General features: G+C 31.9%; 18 protein-coding genes. 5 read left to right on the forward strand and 13 right to left on the reverse strand.

All coding sequences use genetic code 11. From position 1 onward, the window contains the following. Window positions 1–538 precede the first annotated feature (538 nt). The 3 genes from ABD939_RS07630 to ABD939_RS07640 all read left to right on the forward strand — a co-directional run bounded on the left by ABD939_RS07630 (window position 539) and on the right by ABD939_RS07640 (window position 3,010). On the forward strand, window positions 539–1,117 hold the full coding sequence (locus ABD939_RS07630) for a tetratricopeptide repeat protein (RefSeq protein ID WP_345166547.1): 579 nt from the start codon (window positions 539–541) through the stop codon (window positions 1,115–1,117). Window positions 1,118–1,234: 117 nt separating this feature from the next. Continuing rightward, window positions 1,235–2,182, forward strand: a complete 948-nt coding sequence (locus tag ABD939_RS07635; protein ID WP_345166549.1) for an oxidoreductase family protein — start codon at window positions 1,235–1,237, stop codon at window positions 2,180–2,182. Between the two features lie 3 nt (window positions 2,183–2,185). After that, window positions 2,186–3,010: a 3'(2'),5'-bisphosphate nucleotidase CysQ family protein gene (locus tag ABD939_RS07640; RefSeq protein ID WP_345166552.1), complete on the forward strand. Its 825-nt coding sequence runs from the start codon at window positions 2,186–2,188 to the stop codon at window positions 3,008–3,010. A gap of 3 nt (window positions 3,011–3,013) precedes the next feature. Here ABD939_RS07640 and ABD939_RS07645 read toward each other — a convergent pair whose 3' ends face one another. The 3 genes from ABD939_RS07645 to ABD939_RS07655 are packed head-to-tail and all read right to left on the reverse strand — an operon-like array spanning window position 3,014 to window position 7,070. Then, complete coding sequence (locus ABD939_RS07645; RefSeq protein ID WP_345166555.1) at window positions 3,014–3,916, reverse strand: histone deacetylase family protein; 903 nt, start codon at window positions 3,914–3,916, stop codon at window positions 3,014–3,016. Window positions 3,917–3,918: 2 nt separating this feature from the next. Next, entirely contained in the window at window positions 3,919–6,036 is a 2,118-nt protein-coding gene (locus ABD939_RS07650; protein WP_345166557.1) for a Tex family protein, read from the reverse strand. 23 nt (window positions 6,037–6,059) lie between these two features. Then, a complete protein-coding gene (locus ABD939_RS07655) occupies window positions 6,060–7,070 on the reverse strand; it encodes a Gfo/Idh/MocA family oxidoreductase (RefSeq protein ID WP_345166560.1) in 1,011 nt (336 codons plus the stop codon). 128 nt (window positions 7,071–7,198) lie between these two features. Here ABD939_RS07655 and ABD939_RS07660 point away from each other — a divergent pair, with 128 nt between their 5' ends. After that, window positions 7,199–7,669, forward strand: a complete 471-nt coding sequence (locus tag ABD939_RS07660; protein ID WP_345166563.1) for a nuclear transport factor 2 family protein — start codon at window positions 7,199–7,201, stop codon at window positions 7,667–7,669. A 60-nt stretch (window positions 7,670–7,729) separates the two neighbouring features. On the opposite strand, the gene ABD939_RS07665 is transcribed toward ABD939_RS07660, so the two are convergent. The 9 genes from ABD939_RS07665 to metG all read right to left on the reverse strand — a co-directional run bounded on the left by ABD939_RS07665 (window position 7,730) and on the right by metG (window position 16,955). After that, the gene (locus ABD939_RS07665; protein ID WP_345166565.1) at window positions 7,730–8,434 is read right to left on the reverse strand and encodes a YiaD family glycine zipper/OmpA-like lipoprotein; all 705 of its coding nucleotides are present in this window, start codon (window positions 8,432–8,434) and stop codon (window positions 7,730–7,732) included. A gap of 34 nt (window positions 8,435–8,468) precedes the next feature. Next, a complete protein-coding gene (locus ABD939_RS07670) occupies window positions 8,469–8,939 on the reverse strand; it encodes a lipocalin family protein (RefSeq protein WP_345166567.1) in 471 nt (156 codons plus the stop codon). Window positions 8,940–9,341: 402 nt separating this feature from the next. After that, window positions 9,342–9,860, reverse strand: coding sequence for a ferritin (locus tag ABD939_RS07675; protein ID WP_345166569.1), 519 nt, complete (start codon window positions 9,858–9,860; stop codon window positions 9,342–9,344). Between the two features lie 124 nt (window positions 9,861–9,984). Beyond that, window positions 9,985–10,371 (reverse strand): cupredoxin domain-containing protein, encoded by a 387-nt coding sequence (locus tag ABD939_RS07680; protein WP_345166571.1) that lies wholly within the window; start codon window positions 10,369–10,371, stop codon window positions 9,985–9,987. Between the two features lie 61 nt (window positions 10,372–10,432). Next, window positions 10,433–10,981 carry a carboxymuconolactone decarboxylase family protein gene (locus tag ABD939_RS07685; protein WP_345166574.1) on the reverse strand — a complete coding sequence of 183 codons (549 nt, stop codon included), beginning with the start codon at window positions 10,979–10,981 and terminating at the stop codon, window positions 10,433–10,435. A 124-nt stretch (window positions 10,982–11,105) separates the two neighbouring features. Next, a complete protein-coding gene (locus ABD939_RS07690; RefSeq protein WP_345166577.1) occupies window positions 11,106–11,282 on the reverse strand; it encodes a hypothetical protein in 177 nt (58 codons plus the stop codon). Between the two features lie 91 nt (window positions 11,283–11,373). Beyond that, complete coding sequence (locus ABD939_RS07695) at window positions 11,374–12,216, reverse strand: AraC family transcriptional regulator (protein WP_345166580.1); 843 nt, start codon at window positions 12,214–12,216, stop codon at window positions 11,374–11,376. Between the two features lie 76 nt (window positions 12,217–12,292). Then, window positions 12,293–14,704, reverse strand: coding sequence for a hypothetical protein (locus tag ABD939_RS07700; protein ID WP_345166582.1), 2,412 nt, complete (start codon window positions 14,702–14,704; stop codon window positions 12,293–12,295). A gap of 190 nt (window positions 14,705–14,894) precedes the next feature. Continuing rightward, on the reverse strand, window positions 14,895–16,955 hold the full coding sequence (gene metG / locus ABD939_RS07705) for a methionine--tRNA ligase (protein ID WP_345166584.1): 2,061 nt from the start codon (window positions 16,953–16,955) through the stop codon (window positions 14,895–14,897). A 72-nt stretch (window positions 16,956–17,027) separates the two neighbouring features. On the opposite strand from metG, the gene ABD939_RS07710 reads away from it, so the two are divergent. Continuing rightward, on the forward strand, window positions 17,028–18,047 hold the full coding sequence (locus ABD939_RS07710) for a S66 peptidase family protein (protein WP_345166586.1): 1,020 nt from the start codon (window positions 17,028–17,030) through the stop codon (window positions 18,045–18,047). On the opposite strand, the gene ABD939_RS07715 is transcribed toward ABD939_RS07710, so the two are convergent. Beyond that, window positions 18,044–18,496, reverse strand: coding sequence for a DUF1569 domain-containing protein (locus tag ABD939_RS07715; RefSeq protein ID WP_345166589.1), 453 nt, complete (start codon window positions 18,494–18,496; stop codon window positions 18,044–18,046). The genes ABD939_RS07710 and ABD939_RS07715 overlap by 4 nt on opposite strands. Between the last annotated feature and the right edge of the window lie 51 nt (window positions 18,497–18,547).

Here is an 18,547-nt window from a genome sequence, read left to right on the forward strand (position 1 = left end):
TAAAAATCTATAAATATTTAAAAGCGTCCAACATGTTGGACGCTTTTTTTATGAAAAAAAATAAAATAATTTGAATATAAATTTAAAAAACTAAAATATTAAGTATTGAAGAATAAGCAACTGGTAAACAGACTTTTGCCATTAGTCTTTATAATCTGCAAAAATGCGGACAGGAATCTCTTTGTTTAAACTTTAATTTAACTATTTGATTATCAATAAATTAAATTAAAACTTTATTTGTTTATTTAAAAAAAGTTTTCATCTTTGCACCGCAGTTTTAAATAACTACTGCACAAAAAATAATAATTAAAAAACAAGAAGACATGTTAAAACATAGTATACCCTTTCAGAGTGTATATAGTGATTTTGAATCACTCATGAGACTTCGGTATTTTCTGTAGATTAACTTTCCTCAGAAAAAATCCGAAGCAAATAAACTGTTTCGGATTTTTTTTATTTCAACAAATTGAAACAGTGTAACGTCAGCAAAACGTTTGCTTACGCTTAAAATAGTAACGAATTAATTAGAAAGGAGGTCATGGAAAATAATTTAAACAACAATTACCTATTTAGAGCAATTGAGACTTATCCGTATCAATTGGAGGAAGCCGTGGAAGCTTTAAACTATGCTTTAGCTTACGAACCAAACAATGTTAAAGCCTTGTGTTTAATGGCTAAAGTACAATATGAACAATTAAGCAATTACGAATTGGCTAAAGAGTATTATAATCTCGCCATAGCAAGCGATATGTATAACCCAGATATTTATCCCGATTATATTCGACTGTTAACTAACAATGGAGATTATGCCGAAGCGGAAAAGTTAATTGACTTTGCTCTAGAATTTAAAGGGACAAAAAAGGCAAATGTTTTGTTGGCTCTAGCATCTTTATTAGAAGCTACAAAAGCTTATGAAAAAGCTGAAACTGTTCTGGAGGAAGCAAAAATAATTGCCTTAAATAACGAATTTATAAACTATGTTGACGCTGAAATTGCCAGAGTAGTAAAAAAGCGTAAAACAGCGCATAATAAAAATCAAGTTAAAGAACCTGCTGAAAAAACGGAAGACAAACCAAAAACTAGCTGGTTTCAAAACCGATTGAATAATTTGTTGTAATACCATTTCTAGGAAATGCGTAGGTGTTTTTGGGCGTAACCCCGCTAAAAAAGGCGGGGTCGCTCTTAACACTATATCCTTTTTAGAAAAACTACATTTCCCTACCTTTGACTCCTTATGAACGATTATTTTAAATCCATTATTCTCCAAAAAACTGGCGCATCTTCTTTAGTTGAAAAAGAAATCATTCAGGAATTATGGAGCGGTTATGGTAAAATTATACGCGTTCAATTAGAAAATTCTACTTTAGAAAGCGTTGTTATTAAACATGTGCAATTACCTAAACGAAATAATCACCCAAGAGGATGGCATACTGATATTGGGCACCAAAGAAAACTAAAATCTTACAAAGTAGAAACCATCTGGTATCAAACTTATAGTAAACATAGTAAGGCGCGTTTGCCAAAGTGTTTTGGTGTCGAAAACTACCAAGACGAAACCCTTATTATTCTCGAAGATTTGGATACAGCAGGTTTTCCATTACGAAAACAAAACGTGGAATGGGAAGATATCGACAGGTGTTTAGAATGGTTGGCGCAATTTCATGCGAGTTTTTTGGAAAAAACACCTAACGGACTTTGGGATGTTGGCACCTATTGGCATTTAGATACTAGACCTCAAGAATTAGAAGTTTTGGACGATACAGCACTAAAAAACTCAGCTATCGCAATTGACAAAAAATTGAACGACTGTACTTTTAAAACCTTTGTACATGGTGATGCTAAATTAGCTAACTTTTGTTTTTCTAAAAACGGTGAAGTTGCTGGTGTAGATTTTCAATATGTAGGCGGTGGTTGCGGTATGAAAGATGTTGCTTATTTTATAGGCAGTTGCCTTAATGAAAGTGATTGCGAACGTTTAGAATCTAAAATACTAGACACATATTTTACGCATTTGCATAAAGCTTTGGGGAAAACCAATGAAGCTCTTGAAAACGAATGGCGAGCATTATACCGAGTAACTTGGGCAGATTTTCATAGGTTTTTAAAAGGCTGGAGCCCTGGCCATTGGAAAATTAATAGTTATAGTGAGCGCATCACTGCTGAAGTTATCAAAAAGTTATAGTTAATGGACTTACAACATTTAGCAAATATTGCCATTGAAGCAGCACTTTCAGCTGGAAAAATCATTCAGAAATATATGGATGATAATATTATTGTCGAGCAAAAAGAAGGAGGTTCTACCTATGCCTCTCAGATCGTCACAAAAGTAGACCGAGAATGTGAAACTATTATTTTATCACATTTAAAACCGACATGCAGAACCTTTGATATTGGTTTATTATCCGAAGAAACAGAAGATGATAAAAGCAGATTTGAAAAAGATGCCTTTTGGTGTATAGACCCTTTGGATGGCACTCTAGCTTTTATAAATAAACAACCTGGGTTTTCGGTTTCTATTGCTTTAATTGCCAAAGATGGTAAGCCTGTTATTGGCGTTGTTTTTAATCCTAGTACCGAAACATTATACTACGCTATAAAAGGACAAGGTGCTTTTAAAAACAGAATCCCTTGGGATATCAAAAACACCAACGACTATTTAACTTATGTAACAGATAAAACATTAAAAGACACACCTAGTCATACCGAAATACGACACATACTCAATAAACAAAAAACTGATTTAGGCCTATATATTATAAAAGAAATATCGGGTGCTGGCGCAGTAATGTGTGCCATTTTAGTTTTAGAAAATGGTCCCGCATGTTTTTTAAAACTTCCTAAAAAAGCCATTGGAGGCGGTAGTATTTGGGATTATGCAGCTACAGCTTGTATTTATAATGAACTCGCTTTACCTGCAACTACTTTTAATGGTAAAATACTAAATTTAAACAAAAAAGACAGCACTTTTATGAATAGTGAAGGGGTTTATTATTCTAACCTAATGCTGTAAATTTTAAAAGAAAATCTCCTGAGCTAATCTAAAGGTATTGGCATGTGCCTCGATAATAATTTTAATATCTGGCGAATAGCCTCCACCCATAGAACACATTACTGGAATTTGATGTGTTTTACAGGTTTGTAACACAAAACGGTCACGATCTTTGCATCCTTCAATGGTCATTCCTAATTTCCCTAGTTTATCTGATGCCACAACATCAACACCACATAAATAATAAATGAAATCTGGTTTTTCATCATTTATTAATTTTGGTAAAATATCCTTTAGAATAGATAAATATGTACCATCATCTGTGTTATTTTCAAGCGGAATATCTAAATCACTTTCTTCTTTCTTAAACGGATAATTCCCTTTCCCATGCATTGAAAAGGTAAAAACATTATCATCATTTTGAAAAATTTCGGCGGTACCGTTTCCTTGATGCACATCTAAATCAACAATTAAAACCTTTGAAGCTAGGTTTTTATCCAATATATACCGTGCGCCAATGGCTTGGTCGTTAAGTAAACAAAAAGCTTCTCCTCTATTAGAATATGCATGGTGTGTGCCTCCAGCAATATTCATTGCAATACCATATTTCAAAGCAAATTCTGTTGCCTTAATTGTACCATCTGCGATTATTACTTCGCGCTTTACTAATACTTCACTTAATGGAAAACCTATTTTTCTAGCTGCTCTTACATCTAAAGTTAAATGTTGCAAATCTTGATAATACCTTTCTGTATGCACTCTTAAAATATGAATGTCCTCCGGAATATTGGGTTCAAAAAAATTATTTGAAGTACAGGTTCCCTCATATATTAATTGTTGAGGCAATAGCTCATATTTAATCATTGGAAACCGATGGCCTTCAGGAAGTGGATGTTTGTAAATATCGTGGTAAGCTATTTTTAGCATTTTTATTTATGCAATTTTAACTGAATACGCTTTCGCGGAACATCAACCTCCAACACTTTTACTATAATTTGTTGATGTAAGTGCACATGCTCATTCACATCTTTCACAAAACTATCAGTCAGGTTTGATACATGAATTAATCCACTCTCTTTAATACCTACATCTACAAAACAACCAAAATTGGTAATATTATTGACGATTCCTGGGAGTAATTGTCCTTCTCGCAAATCATTAATCGTTTTTATGTTTTGATTGAAAGTAAATACTTTGGCTTGCTCTCGAATATCTAAACCTGGTTTTTCTAATTCTTTAATGATGTCTTCTAGGGTTAATAAACCAACAGAATCCGTACAATACGTTTTCAAGTTTAATTTTTGAAGTAGGTCTTTATTTCCAATTAAATCTTCGACTGATTTTCCTAAGTCTTTTGCCATTTTAGTAACAATCGAGTAACTTTCTGGGTGAACCGCAGAATCATCCAACGGGTTTTTAGCATCATTAATTCTTAAAAAAGCAGCACCTTGTTCAAAAGCTTTTCCACCTAAACGGGGTACTTTTTTTATGTCGCTTCTATTTTTAAAAACACCATTTTCATTTCTATAATTAAAAATATTTTCTGCAAGTTTGGGACCAATACCAGATACATAACTCAAAAGCGATTTACTTGCCGTATTAATATTTACGCCAACAGCATTTACGCAATTTTCAACCACAACATCCAATTGTTTTTGAAGTTTGGTTTGGTCTACATCATGCTGATATTGTCCAACACCTATAGACTTAGCATCAATTTTTACGAGTTCAGCCAACGGGTCTTGTAATCGGCGACCAATAGATACCGAGCCACGAACTGTAACATCATAATCTGGAAATTCTTCTCTAGCTATTTTAGATGCCGAATAAATACTTGCACCCGCTTCACTTACCACAAAAACCTGCACATCATTTTTAAAATGTACTTTTCTAATTAAAGCTTCGGTTTCTCTGGATGCTGTACCGTTTCCAATAGCGATAGCTTCAATTTTATAGGCATCACAAAGTGAACTTATCTTTTTCATTGCGCCAACAGCATCGCTTTTTGGCGGATGTGGATATATGGTTTCGTTATACTTTAATAGCCCTTGAGCATCAAGGCACACCACTTTACAACCTGTTCTAAATCCGGGGTCGATAGCTAAAACGCGTTTTTCCCCCAAAGGCGAACCTAATAATAATTGCTTTAAGTTTTTAGCGAATACAATTATGGCAGATTCATCAGCTTTATCTTTTGCTAGTTGCAATGCTTCATTGCTTAATGATGGCAGTAATAAGCGTTTGTAAGCATCTTTAGTAGCAATTTCAATTTGTTCCGCGCAAGCGTTATTACTTTTTATGATACGTCTTTCAATATTATCTAGCGCTCTATCATCATCAATTTCAATTTTTACACGAATAAATCCTTCTTTTTCAGCCCTTAAAATAGCTAAGAGTCGGTGTGAAGGAATTCTACTTAAAGATTCTTCCCAATCAAAATAATCTCTAAATTTTTGTGCGTTCTCCTCTTCAGCTTTTGATTTTATCACTTTTGTGGAAATCATCGCAAAACGCTCCAACTGCCTTCGGATATTATTTCGAATATCGGTACGTTCATTTATCCATTCTGCAATAATATGCCTTCCGCCTTCTAAAGCATCTTCAACAGAAAGCACGTCTCCTTTTACATATTTAAACGCAATAGATTCTAAATCATTTGCATTTTGAGACATCATTATTTTCGCCAAAGGCTCCAATCCGTTTTGTCTCGCTTTTTCAGCTTTTGTTTTTCGGCTTTTTTTATAGGGTAAGTAGATGTCTTCAAGGGTTGTTACATCTTGAATCGACTCAATTTTTTGTTTTAATTCTGAAGTTAAAACATCCTGTTCTTCTAAAGCTTTTAAAATGGCTTTTTTACGTTTTTCTAAAGCTTCAAACTGTTCTTTAAACTTTACAATATCACCTATTTGAACCTCATCTAAATTCCCAGTACGCTCTTTTCTATACCGCGAAATAAATGGAATGGTACAATCTTCATTAAGTAATGCTATGGTATTTTTTACAGATTGTTCTGGAAGTTGCGTTTGGGAGGTAATAAATTTTATCATCTAATTTAAAAAACCATGATTTATTAATCTTCTAAAATTTCAATTTGTTTAATAACCTGTGCTTCGGTTACTGGATAAGGCACCTTATTTCGAATGGTTTGATAAACGGCCTCAAAAACATTTAAATACGATGCTTTAATAAGTCCTATTTTCTCCTGAGTTTTAACACCATCTTTAATAATAGTTAAAACCCCTTCTTTACCAGGCGGTTCAATACCAAATAATGGATTATTAGGTTTTATCCCTGCATTTAATTGCGTTTCCTGAACATCGGTGCGTTCCTTCATGTACGACCCTTTTGCACCATGCAAAACAAAGGCAGGAGGTGCATCGGCAACTAAAAGATTTGCCGTAAGAAACACTTGCAAACCGTTTGAATATTTTAAATGTATATGTGCATAATCATCAATTTGTGTTTCGGCACGATTCCCATGAAGTGTCTTGTTCCACGATTCTGGAATTCCAAATAAAGCTATCGCAGCATCTAAGGTATGCGGCATTAAATTATATAAAACGCCATTGCCAGGAATAGGCAATTCTTTACTTGCGGTTTGGTTCATGGCAGGCTTATACCTATCGTAACGAAAATGAACTTCTACTAAATCGCCTAACTTACCAGATTCTACAACACTTTTAACGGATAGAAAATCACTATCATAACGCCTATTTTGAAAAGGCATTATGAAACAATTGTTTTTTTTAGCTTCTTGATAAAGTATCTTGGCTTCTGTTGATGTAACAGTAAATGGCTTTTCTACAAGGATGTGTTTATTTAATTGGATTGCTTTTAAAGCAAATTCGAAATGTGTTGCACTTGGTGTATTTATAATCACTAATTCAATAGAGGCATCATTAAGTAGTGCGTCAACAGTATCATAACTCTTAATGTTTGCATATTCTTGCTGCGCTTTCTTTTTACTCCTTTCTACTATAGCGGTTAATTCAAAACCTTTATGTAATTCTAAAAAAGGACAATGAAACAAAGTCCCTGACATTCCAAAAGATAAAACCCCTGTTTTTATTGTATTTTTCATATATCAAAAAAAGCGCTAAGAAAAAATCTTTATAATTAAATATAAATGTATTTTAGTTGTATCGGTATTAAAATTATAATGCTAAAATAAGACTTACAACTGACTTAAATTTGAAAAATACAAATACCATGAAACATATAACTAAAATACTTTTTGTTTTTATTTTAATACTAACTAGTTGCAAAAAAGAAAAAGAAGCTGCCTCTAATTCAAATGAAGATTTTAAAGCTGTTAAACAAGTTGTTCAAGGTGTTTTTGATGATATTTGGAGTGATAAGAAAGCTGAATTACTCACCAAATATCATACGGATGATTTTATTCTTTTAGAACACGGTGAGGTTTGGACTAATGATACTATTACCAATTGGTGTATTCGAGCTAAAAAAAGAGATATAGGCGTAAAACGCATTAATAGTTTTGATTTTTTTGAAGCTAAAAAAGAAGGTAACCGTATTTGGATGGCTTATCATAATTACGCTACCATAAAAAAGGATACTTTAGAGCGTAAATTACAATGGCTTGAAAGTATTGTTGCTATAAAACAAGACTCTATTTGGAAATTAGAATTAATGCATTCCACGAGAGTTAATAGAAGATGACAAATAAAAAGGGTTGTATATTTTATATACAACCCTTTTCATTAGCCTTACTTAGGTTTTTTAGTTCCCTGCTTGCATTTTTGCTTCTTCTATCATTTTCTCATTTGGTAGAATAGCAATATTTACACGTCTATTTTTTGCTCTTCCTGTACTTGTAGAATTATCGTGTAATGGTTGTGTTTCGCCAAACCAATTGGTAGTAAATCTACTAGAATTAAGTCCTTTATTTGTTAGGTACCTAGTAACAGAATATGCTCTGTTTTTTGATAATTCCATATTATAAATAGCATCTCCTGTGCTGTCTGTATGACCAACTACAAGAATATTTGTATCAGAGTACTCTTTAAATACACCGGCTAATTTATTTAAAGTTTCTTGAGATTTGCTATTAATATCAGATTTGTTAGTAGCAAAATAAACACCACTACCTTCATCAAAAGTTACAACAATACCATCATCAACACGCTCTACCTCAACACCCGGAATTTCTTCTTCTATCTTTTGGGCTTGTTTATCCATTTTATTTCCAATAAGTACACCGGCTGTTCCACCAATTACACCACCAATCACAGCACCCAATTCTCCGTTGCCTCCTTTACCCACATTATTGCCAATAATAGCTCCTAAAACTGCTCCACCTGTTGCTCCAATTACAGCTCCTTTTTGCTTGTTATTTGCATTTTGCACAGCTTTACAATTAAATAATGTAAAAATTATAGCTAAACTTAAAAAGGTTGTTATTACTTTATTCTTATATTTTATCATGTTGTTATATTTTAAAATTTATATTTATTAGAATTTAAAGCTTAATAAAATTCATGTTAATAGTAAACGGACTTCCATCTAAAGATACCGTTTGTTGCCATTGCATAGTAGCGTCAGATAACTCACTAAGTTGTATTCTAAAACCCTTATTTGTTTCAGATTTTCCTTTTTCGTTAGTTGGTTTTAATAGAAAATCATAAAGTCCTGTTTCTGCATCTACTTCTTGAACTGTAAAATTGAAATACCTTTCACCAGCTTCACAGTTTGCATTTAAAATTGAATAAATTCCAGTATTATTGTTAGGTATAAACTGCCAAGTGCTACCTTGAAAACATTCTTTAGTAGTATCATCCAATAATTTTATTTTATAAGTTCCTGCTTTATCATAAGTTATTGAATTTAAAGCCCAATTGCCTTTTATTGTTTTTTTTGCAACTCTTACTACTTTTGAAGATCCGCAGGATACTAAACCTATTGCAAACAAAGTCAATACTAATTTCTTCATACTTTTTTGGTTTAATTAAAATTAATTTAAATGGTTATTTTACTTTAATCATATTCATTAAAATATTAACCTGTTTGAATAAACAAGTCTTTATATTTACCAAAGGAATATCTGTTTTGGATTTAATTTAACAAAGACTTAACGTCTGAAAAAAGATGAAGATTTTGTTTAAGCTACTTTTTTTGCTAAATCGTAGCAAGGGCATTTTTTACAGCGTTTGTTTTCGCCTTTTTTGAACTTTTTACAGCAATTACTTTTAACTTTATCAGGAAGTTCAAACCCCAATTTTCGTAATTTTTTAATTGCCTTTTTTTGTTTCTTTTTTTTGCCACAGGATAATATAAAAATCTGTGAGCAAAAATAAGTTATTTTTATTAAATCTAAATAAGGATAAGTGTTAAATTATTCTGGAGTATTGGTTGCTGCAGTTGTAACGGTTAAATTTTCAATATCTCTGTCGAATAAATACAGCCCGCCTTTGTCATCTCCAATCATATTAATTTTGTCAAGGATGGTTCTTGCAACTGCCTCTTCTTCAATTTGTTCTGCAACATACCACTGTAAAAAATTGTGTGTCGCATAGTCTTTTTCTTGGAGGCTAATATGTACTAACTCATTGATACTTTGAGATACGTATACCTCATGCTCAAAAAGTTTTTCAAACATTTCTTTAAACGATTTAAACGTAACGTTTGGTGCTTTTAATTGTGAAATTTTTGCGTGTCCTCCACGTTCATTTACAAACTTTACTAGTTTTAGCATGTGCTCGCGTTCCTCATCACTTTGCGCATACATAAAATTTGAAACTCCTTCTAACCCTTTAACTTCTGCCCAACATGCCATAGCTAAATATATTTGAGAAGATTCGGCTTCAATTCGGATTTGATTATTAAGTGCTTCTTGTATAGTTTTTGATAACATAATATTCTGTTTTTTTGTAAAGTTACAGATTTACTTTACTTCTTTCAAGATGGTTCAATAAAAAAAGGCTATTCTTTTATAGAATAACCTTTTTTAACTATTAACCAATCTTAATTTGATATTCTTACTGAACTGTAAGTGTATATTGCGGTGTTGGATTTAGCGGACAGAAATAAACATATTCTCCTTTTGCTAAAGTTGTAGCATTTGTTTTTTGCGTTTCACCATCTTTAACAACTTGAGTTACATAAGCCGTTTGTATATGATTTTCTGGTTTGCTGGCATCAGCACCTTTTTTTACCAAAACTAAACCTACTTTTTCTGCAGCATGGTTGTTTGATACTTCAAATATGTATGTGCCTTCGCTTACTGTTAATGCTTTTTGAACAAATTCTCCTTTAGTTTGCTCTAAAGAAATTGTTTTTACAGCTTTATCCATCATTTTATCCTGTGCATTTGAACTGAATGTAAATGCTAATACTACTACTAAAATTGTTACTACTTTTTTCATTGTTTTAAATTTTGAGAGCCTTTTGCTCTGGTTTATTAATTTGATTATTACTTGTTATTTATTATATTGTTGCAACCTCTAAAGGTTGTGCTACTGGAAAATCTACTGGTACTTGTGTTGTGCTGTGTACGTAGTTAGAAATTGTTTTATCACCTACTAAAGAAATAGTATCGATTAAATTTCCTTTTGAGTATCCTGCATTAAAATAGTTTTCTAATACAGCTTCATCTGTTCTCCCTCTGTTTTCGGTAATGTTTCTAGCTAATCTTGCTAAAGCATCTAATTTATTATCGAAAGATGCCTCTCCTGCTCTTAATTCTAAAATTTGTTCATCTGTAAAACCATTCATTTTACCTATTGCAGTATGTGCAGACAAACAATAAATACAATTATTTACTTGACTAACTGCTAAGTTTACAACCTCTTTTTCTTTAGCTGATAATGATGTTTTTGCATTGGCAAAGTTTAAATAGTTTTCTAAAGCTGTATTGCTATTTGCATATGTTGCATATAGGTTAGGAACAAATCCTAAAGCTTTGTTTAAATTATCAAAAATAGCTTGGTTATTTTCGCTTACTTCTTCTCTTGTTGGTACATTAAATGTGCTCATAATTTTAATTTTTAAATTCTTGTTATTATTATTTATTTCTTGTTTTATTTTGTTGGTACAAAGGTGCAACCGTTTTAAAGGGTACACCATGTAGTTTATTCCTTATAGCTTGTCAATTTTTCCCTTATTGACTTAAACCTATACTATTGGATGAAATATGTGGTCTTTCAGCATCACAATAAAAATCTGAAATATGATTTTGCTCGCAATGTGTTTTTGGCGAAATAGTATGTAATACGTCTTTTCTTTTTCCTCTGAATATTTCAATTAAATTGAAAATAGATATGTGTTTTAAATTCATGACTTTGTTGTTTTAATTATACAGTGCAAAGATGAATAGAAAGAGAGTGCATTAAAATAGCAGTATTGCCTAAGGACTTGTCGATTTTTCCCTAATATGCTTTTTTAAGTTGTTTTTTAAAGTCTGAAGGTGATAATAAGGTATGTTTTTTGAATAAGCGGCTTAAATGCGACGCATCTTCAAAGCCTACTTCGTAAGCAATTTCTTTTGCGGTTTTATCAGTATAAATTAGCAAACGCTTTGCTTCTAGAACAACTCGCTCGTGAATAATTTGTAACGGACTTGTATTTAATTTAGCAAAAGTATTAGATAATGTTTTAGGAGATTTAAATAGCTTATCGGCATAAAAAGATACGCTGTGTTCGGTTTTAAAATAAGATTCAACCAATATATTAAACTCGCGTAATAAATCTACTTTGGTGTTTTTTGTAGTTTCAATAAACCCTTCTTTAGACTTTAATAGTCTTGTGCTTATTATAATGAAACGCGCCATGAGCATACGTAACATTTCAGCTTGAATTGTATCTTTAGTATCAAATTCATCCAAAAACACTTCGTGAAGAATGCTTAATTTTCGGTTTTCTTTTTCATCCAACTCCATAATTGGGATATGCACATTCCCGAAAAATAACAACCCAGCACAACTTACTTCTTGGTCATGGTCTTTTATGCAATAAAACTCTCTGTTAAATTGATAAACTACTAAATTCCTACCAGAAACAAATTGAAAATATTGAGCAACTGTTAATGCTAAAATACTATTTGGCTCAATAGTATACGGGATACTATCTACAACTATCTCTGCCTTGAAACTACTCGTTCTAATAAAGGTATATAAATCTGGCTGCTTAGCTGTTTTATAGGACTCTAAAAGATGTTCATCTCCTATTTTTAAAATGGCATTTGTAGAAAACTCTGTAAATGTTTTTTGCATTTTATATAGGTCTACAACACAGGCTATACATTACAAAATAAAAAGAGATTTTCTAAATTCAGCATATTAATCGTCATTAATTAACAGTATTCAAATTTAGAACTTTAGTCTCTGATATGAATTCTCCATTACTGGTTACACCTTCAATAAAAAGTTTAATATTATTATTGGCGGGGTTGAAAACAGTAAAACTTAAATTTCCGTTATTATCTATTTTAGCGTCAGGAATCCAATCTATTACACCATATCCTTTATAAAAATTATCGTTATATAAATCATATTTTGGAACGTAGAACTTTTTGTCTTTAGCAAATGTTAATGGAAACTTATACTCCCCTACCGAATTTTTAACACCTGTATTCTGTCTTATCAAATCTGGGTTTGTAACTATATTTATAACACCTCCACCTCCTCTTAAACCATAACCAATACCTGTTTTATTTATTTCTATATAATCAACTGTTTGTAATGAAAAATTTGATAAAAACCCGAAATTTGTTAGCATCACCCCATCTAAAATAACTAAGGGAATAGCGTTATTGGGGGAGTTTGGATTAGGGTTCACAATACTTAAAATACCGCTCGTATCATTGGTAATGAAACCTCTCGAGCTCAGATAAATGGCTAAAGTCAATCCTCCTCTACGCTTTCTATCATCAAAAAAATCAATTCTCCCATAAGGTAATTTATTCTTTATTGATCTAATTCTTGTAGCTTCTTTATCTACTTCAATTAATACTTCATCTAGATTTTGAATTTCGCTCCTTTTTGAAAAAAATGGACTTATTACAGTCTTATTATCTGATTTAAATAAACTATTGTCTCCTGAGGGTAATTTATAAAAACTAGTTTTAAGATTTGGCACTTCAAATGGATAAAATTGAACGTATAATCCTGGTTTTTCCATCTTATCATTTGCTTTCATCATACCAACCCTATACGTCTCTCCTTCTTCAGGAAAAAGGTTTGTCTGTTTAAATGCTGACTCAGCTTGATTGACAGTAAAAATTTCTGAAACATTGTTTTTTAAAGGGTACACCAAGTATTCGGCGCGCTCTTTCTTGTTAATGTTCGCAAGTGTATTTATTCCTGTTTCAAAATTATTTGTAAGGTTTGGTTTTTCAAAAATATTATTCCAATCATAACTGCTCCACCCTTGGGTCATTAATAAATTATCTAACTCATATTTCTTTTTACTATTAACCTTTGTAAAATAATAAGCTGAATTTTCAACGTAACCATTTAAGTAAGGTTGTAAATATGAAGACGAAATTATATTGCTATGCTTTGAATACGATTTTGTTGCTTCTGGAAGAACGGATATACTAATATTATTTGTTGATGATGTTAGTGTCTCATCAAATGGAATAGCTATTCTTAGAGAATCTTGTAATTTACTAATTATTGGGGTTTTAGACTTGGCAACTTTAATACCTTCATAATTAAAGAACATACGTTCTGAAATGGGTTTATTGTTTTCATTAAAAAGCGTAAAAATATTAATTCCAGGGTATAATTCTTCTTGATCTATAATCTTAACTGAATTAACTGATTTAAATTGTATACCAGTAGCTTTAATAGAACTTCCATTATGAACTACAATTTTATATGGTTTACCCTTAATATCTTCTAATGTACTTTGATTGGTTTTGAGTTCTATAACAAGCTTCCCATTTGAATTGATTAATCCTATTGAAATACCCTTTTGCTTTATATCATCAATAGTAAATTCAAAAAGTTTATCTGAATGATTAATTCTAACTGTATATTTTTGATACTTTTTTGGGAACAATAAAAACTTTCCAATTCCTAAAACATTAGTTTTAAATGAAGTAACATAGTTGTTATCTTTATCAAACACATCACCATTTGTATCTGGTATTCCATACCCATTAGCATTTTTTATTACTACTCCAATAGAAGATTTTACGTTGTCTACATAATGACCTCCTTCTGGAAGAAATTGCGCATCTATATCGCCTTTTGATTCTTTAAGCTTTATTGTACTTTCTATATCTGGATCAATAACCCTGAAGTTTTCTACAAATGCATTTGGTTCATTAAAATTATTCATCCAATTTGTATACGCTTTGAAAGTGTAATACCCTGATGTAAACGTACTATCAATATTGAACACATTGCTAGCATATCCCTTATTTACTTTTAGCAACTTACTTTTTATAACCTTGTTCGTACTATCAGTTATAACACAGTATAAGTTTTTTGTTGGTTTAGATGGGTTTTTTAGACTTTTATCTATAACATAACTACTAAAACCTAAACTTTCTCCTTTTATATAAATACTTTTATTTAAATGACAATAAGCTACCTCTCTATAAGCTGAAGTATATTCTTGAAAAGAAGTAGTTATATTATTTTCAAGACTTTCTTTTTGAGCTAAGAGCGGCTCTGCGAAAGAACCAAAAAAGGTGACTATTAATAATAATACTAATGAAGTTTTAACTTCTAAAAATCTTGATGCTATCATAACAATATAACTTTAAACGTTTTTGTTTAAATTTAACTAAAATTAATAAAACAACACTTATTAAAAAGTTAAATGTTCCTATAATGAAATAGTATTAATCTATTGATATGTTTAAGATTAGCTTGTGAATTATGTGTTATAAATAACTTGCCAGAAGATTAATGTTTGCAAATTTTTGATAATACTTTAGTTAACTTATCTGCAATCCATTCCCAACCTCAGCATCATCAGGATTTACAAATACCAACTTACCCTCAGGAGTTTCTGTCATTAAAATCATACCTTGACTTTCAACACTTCTTAATGCTCTTGGAACTAAGTTTACTAAAACGGTTACACGTTTTCCAATAACTTCCTCGGCAGAAAAACTTTCAGCAATACCAGAAACAATCGTTCTGGTGTCAATACCTGTATCCACTTTTAGCTTTAGTAGCTTTTTGGTTTTAGGCATTTTTTCAGCTTCTAAAATAGTCCCTACTCGGATATCTAATTTGGTAAAATCTTCAAAAGTAATCGTGTCTTTTTGAGGTTCTACAGTTGCATTGGCTACTTCGTTGGCTTTTTTACTTGCTTCTAACTTGTCTAGTTGTTTTTGGATGGTTTCGTCTTCAATTTTCGAGAATAATAATTCTGCTTTCCCTATTTTATGATTTGCAGGAAGTAATTCTTTTTTTGTTGAAACCTCTTTCCAAGAGGTATCAACTTTATCAGTTGTAATATTTAATATGTTTTTCAACTTATTAGACGTAAATGGTAAAAACGGCTCGCTTAAAGTTGCTAAAGCTGAAGCTATTTGAAGCGCTACAAACATGATTGTTTTTGTGCGATCTGCATCTACTTTAATCACTTTCCAAGGTTCTGCATCAGCTAGATACTTATTCCCTAAACGTGCTAAATTCATAAGTTCTTGACCCGCTTCTCTAAAACGGTAACGCTCAATAGAACTTGCAATAACATCTGGATAAGCTTTGATTGCGGCTAAAGTTTCTTCATCAACATCATTAAAATCAGAAGGTTCTGGAACAATACCTTCATAATATTTGTTTGTTAAAACTACTACACGGTTTATAAAGTTTCCGAAAATAGCAACTAACTCATTATTATTTCTTGCTTGAAAATCTTTCCAAGTAAAATCGTTATCCTTAGTTTCTGGTGCATTAGCATTTAGTGCGTAACGCAATACATCTTGTTGCCCAGGGAATTCTTCTAAATATTCTGGCAGCCATACTGCCCAATTTTTAGAGGTTGATAGCTTATTGCCTTCTAAATTTAAAAACTCATTTGCTGGAACGTTTTCAGGAAGAATGTAACTCCCTTCAGCTTTTAACATGGCTGGAAATATAATGCAATGAAATACAATATTATCTTTTCCTATAAAGTGTACAAGCTTGGTATCTTTATCTTTCCAATATGGCTCCCAATCTTTTCCTTCTCTTGCTGCCCATTCTTTGGTAGATGAGATATAACCAATTGGCGCATCAAACCAAACATAAAGTACTTTACCTTCTCCACCTTCTGCAGGAACAGGGATTCCCCAATCTAAATCTCTGGTAACCGCTCTTGGTCGTAACCCATCATCAATCCACGATTTACATTGCCCATAAACATTAGGTTTCCAATCTTTTTTATGACCTTCTAAAATCCATTCTTTTAAAAAAGCTTCATGTTTATCTAACGGTAAAAACCAGTGTTTAGTTTCTTTTAAAGTAGGCACATTACCCGTTATAGCTGATTTCGGATTTATTAAATCAGTTGCATTATGGCTCGTTCCGCAGTTTTCACATTGGTCTCCATAACTTTCTTCATTTCCACATTTTGGACAAGTTCCTATTACAAAACGGTCTGCTAAAAACTGATTAGCTTCAGCATCATACAACTGTTCTGAAGTTTCTTCAATAAATTCACCTTTTTCATTTAAAGTCTTGAAAAACTCTGATGCTGTTTCATGATGAATTGGTGCCGACGTTCTCGAATAATTATCATAAGTAATACCAAAATCTTCAAATGATTTTTTAATAATTACATGATATTTATCTACAATATCTTGAGGAGAAACCCCTTCGTTTTTCGCTTTTATGGTAATAGGTACACCATGTTCATCACTTCCTCCAATAAAAATAACGTCATTCCCAGTTAATCTTAAATAACGCGCATAAATATCTGCTGGCACATAAACACCTGCTAAATGCCCAATATGTATAGGCCCGTTTGTATAAGGAAGTGCTGTGGTAATGGTATATCTTTTCGGCATTGTTTTATCTTTTTGAAGCCGTAAAAGTACACATTTAAAGCCCTTTTTGAAAAAAAAATGTACATTTACATTATGCAGAAAAACCTACTCATTCTAAGTCTGTTTTGTGTTACTTTTTTATTAGAAACAAAAAGTATATCAGCACAAAACACAGACATTGAAAAACAAAATAACACTTTGAAACAACCGCCATACTTAAAAGCAGGAGATACCGTTGCCATTGTTGCGCCATCTGGTATTTTAAAAAATAGAAATGATGAAGTTAAACAAGCTCAAGCGCTTTTAAAACGTTGGGGATTATTTTCGGTTGTAGGAAAACATGTTTTTAGTAATGCAAATCATTTTGCTGGAACGGACGATGAGCGATGTGAAGATTTTCAAAATGCTCTTGACGACCCAAAAATCAGCGCCATCTGGTGTGCTCGTGGTGGCTATGGCACTGTTAGAATTTTAGATAAGTTAGATTACTCAAAATTTAATGAAAACCCCAAATGGGTTATTGGATATTCTGATATTACGGCTCTTCATAATCAAATACATAACCAAGGTGTTGAAAGTTTACATGCTATAATGTGTGTTAGTTTACCTAAGGATGAATCTGAAATTGAAGCTAGTATTTCGACATTTAAAAATACTATTTTCGGAAAACCTTTAAGTTACAGTTTAGAAGGTTCAAACTATAATAAAACAGGAACTACCTCTGGACAATTAGTAGGTGGTAATTTAACCATGCTTCACACCATGTTAGGTTCTAAAACCAGTATTGATACTTCCGGGAAAATATTATTTATTGAAGAAATTGGCGAATATAAATATCATATTGACCGTATGTTGCAAAGTTTAAAGCGCGCAGGGTATTTTGAAAACTGCCAAGGGCTTATTGTAGGCGACATGACAAAACTGAGGAAAAACACAACACTCTGGGGAACTTCTCTAGAACAACTTATTTTGGATGCTTTGGAGGATTACGATTTTCCTATTGCTTTTAATATGCCTGCGGGACATGAACCTGATAACAGAGCTTTGATTTTGGGTAGAACTGTTCAGTTAGTTGTTAGTAAAAATAAGTCTTCGGTTATTTTTAAAAACTAAACCTCAAACTGACTTAAATGATGGTCTAAATGTTTATAAAACATCGTATTCCATTGTTGTTTTGTTAGTTTTCCAAACGAATGCGATTCTTTTCCATCAAAATAATCCTCACCCAAGCTTTGAGCTTTTTTCAAATAGTCTGTTAACCTCGCTTTTTCTTCAACAAAATTTCTAGCATTAGTAATTAAAAACTGAGGTACAGTTTTGCTGTTTTTCTTATAAGGTTTATCGCCTACAACCATGTTTTTAACAAATAGTTTTAAAATAAATTTTGTAAACCCATTTGGTTTTTTGTGTTTATCTTCAAAAGTCATTTCGTAAGTAACATTGCAATGCGCCAACATTTGGTCTGAACTCATTTTCCCCCAAAGTGGTCTTGTTGTTGGCGAGAGTTTATTTATTCTATCTATTACTACTTCAGTTTCTTTAGTGTCGAAGATATTTTTCATGATTTTAGATTGATGAATTTTACTTCTCGCAATTTATTTCTTTTATTTTTA

The organism is Algibacter aquimarinus (genome assembly GCF_039543265.1).
In the GTDB taxonomy this organism is placed as follows: Bacteria; Bacteroidota; Bacteroidia; order Flavobacteriales; family Flavobacteriaceae; genus Algibacter_B; species Algibacter_B aquimarinus.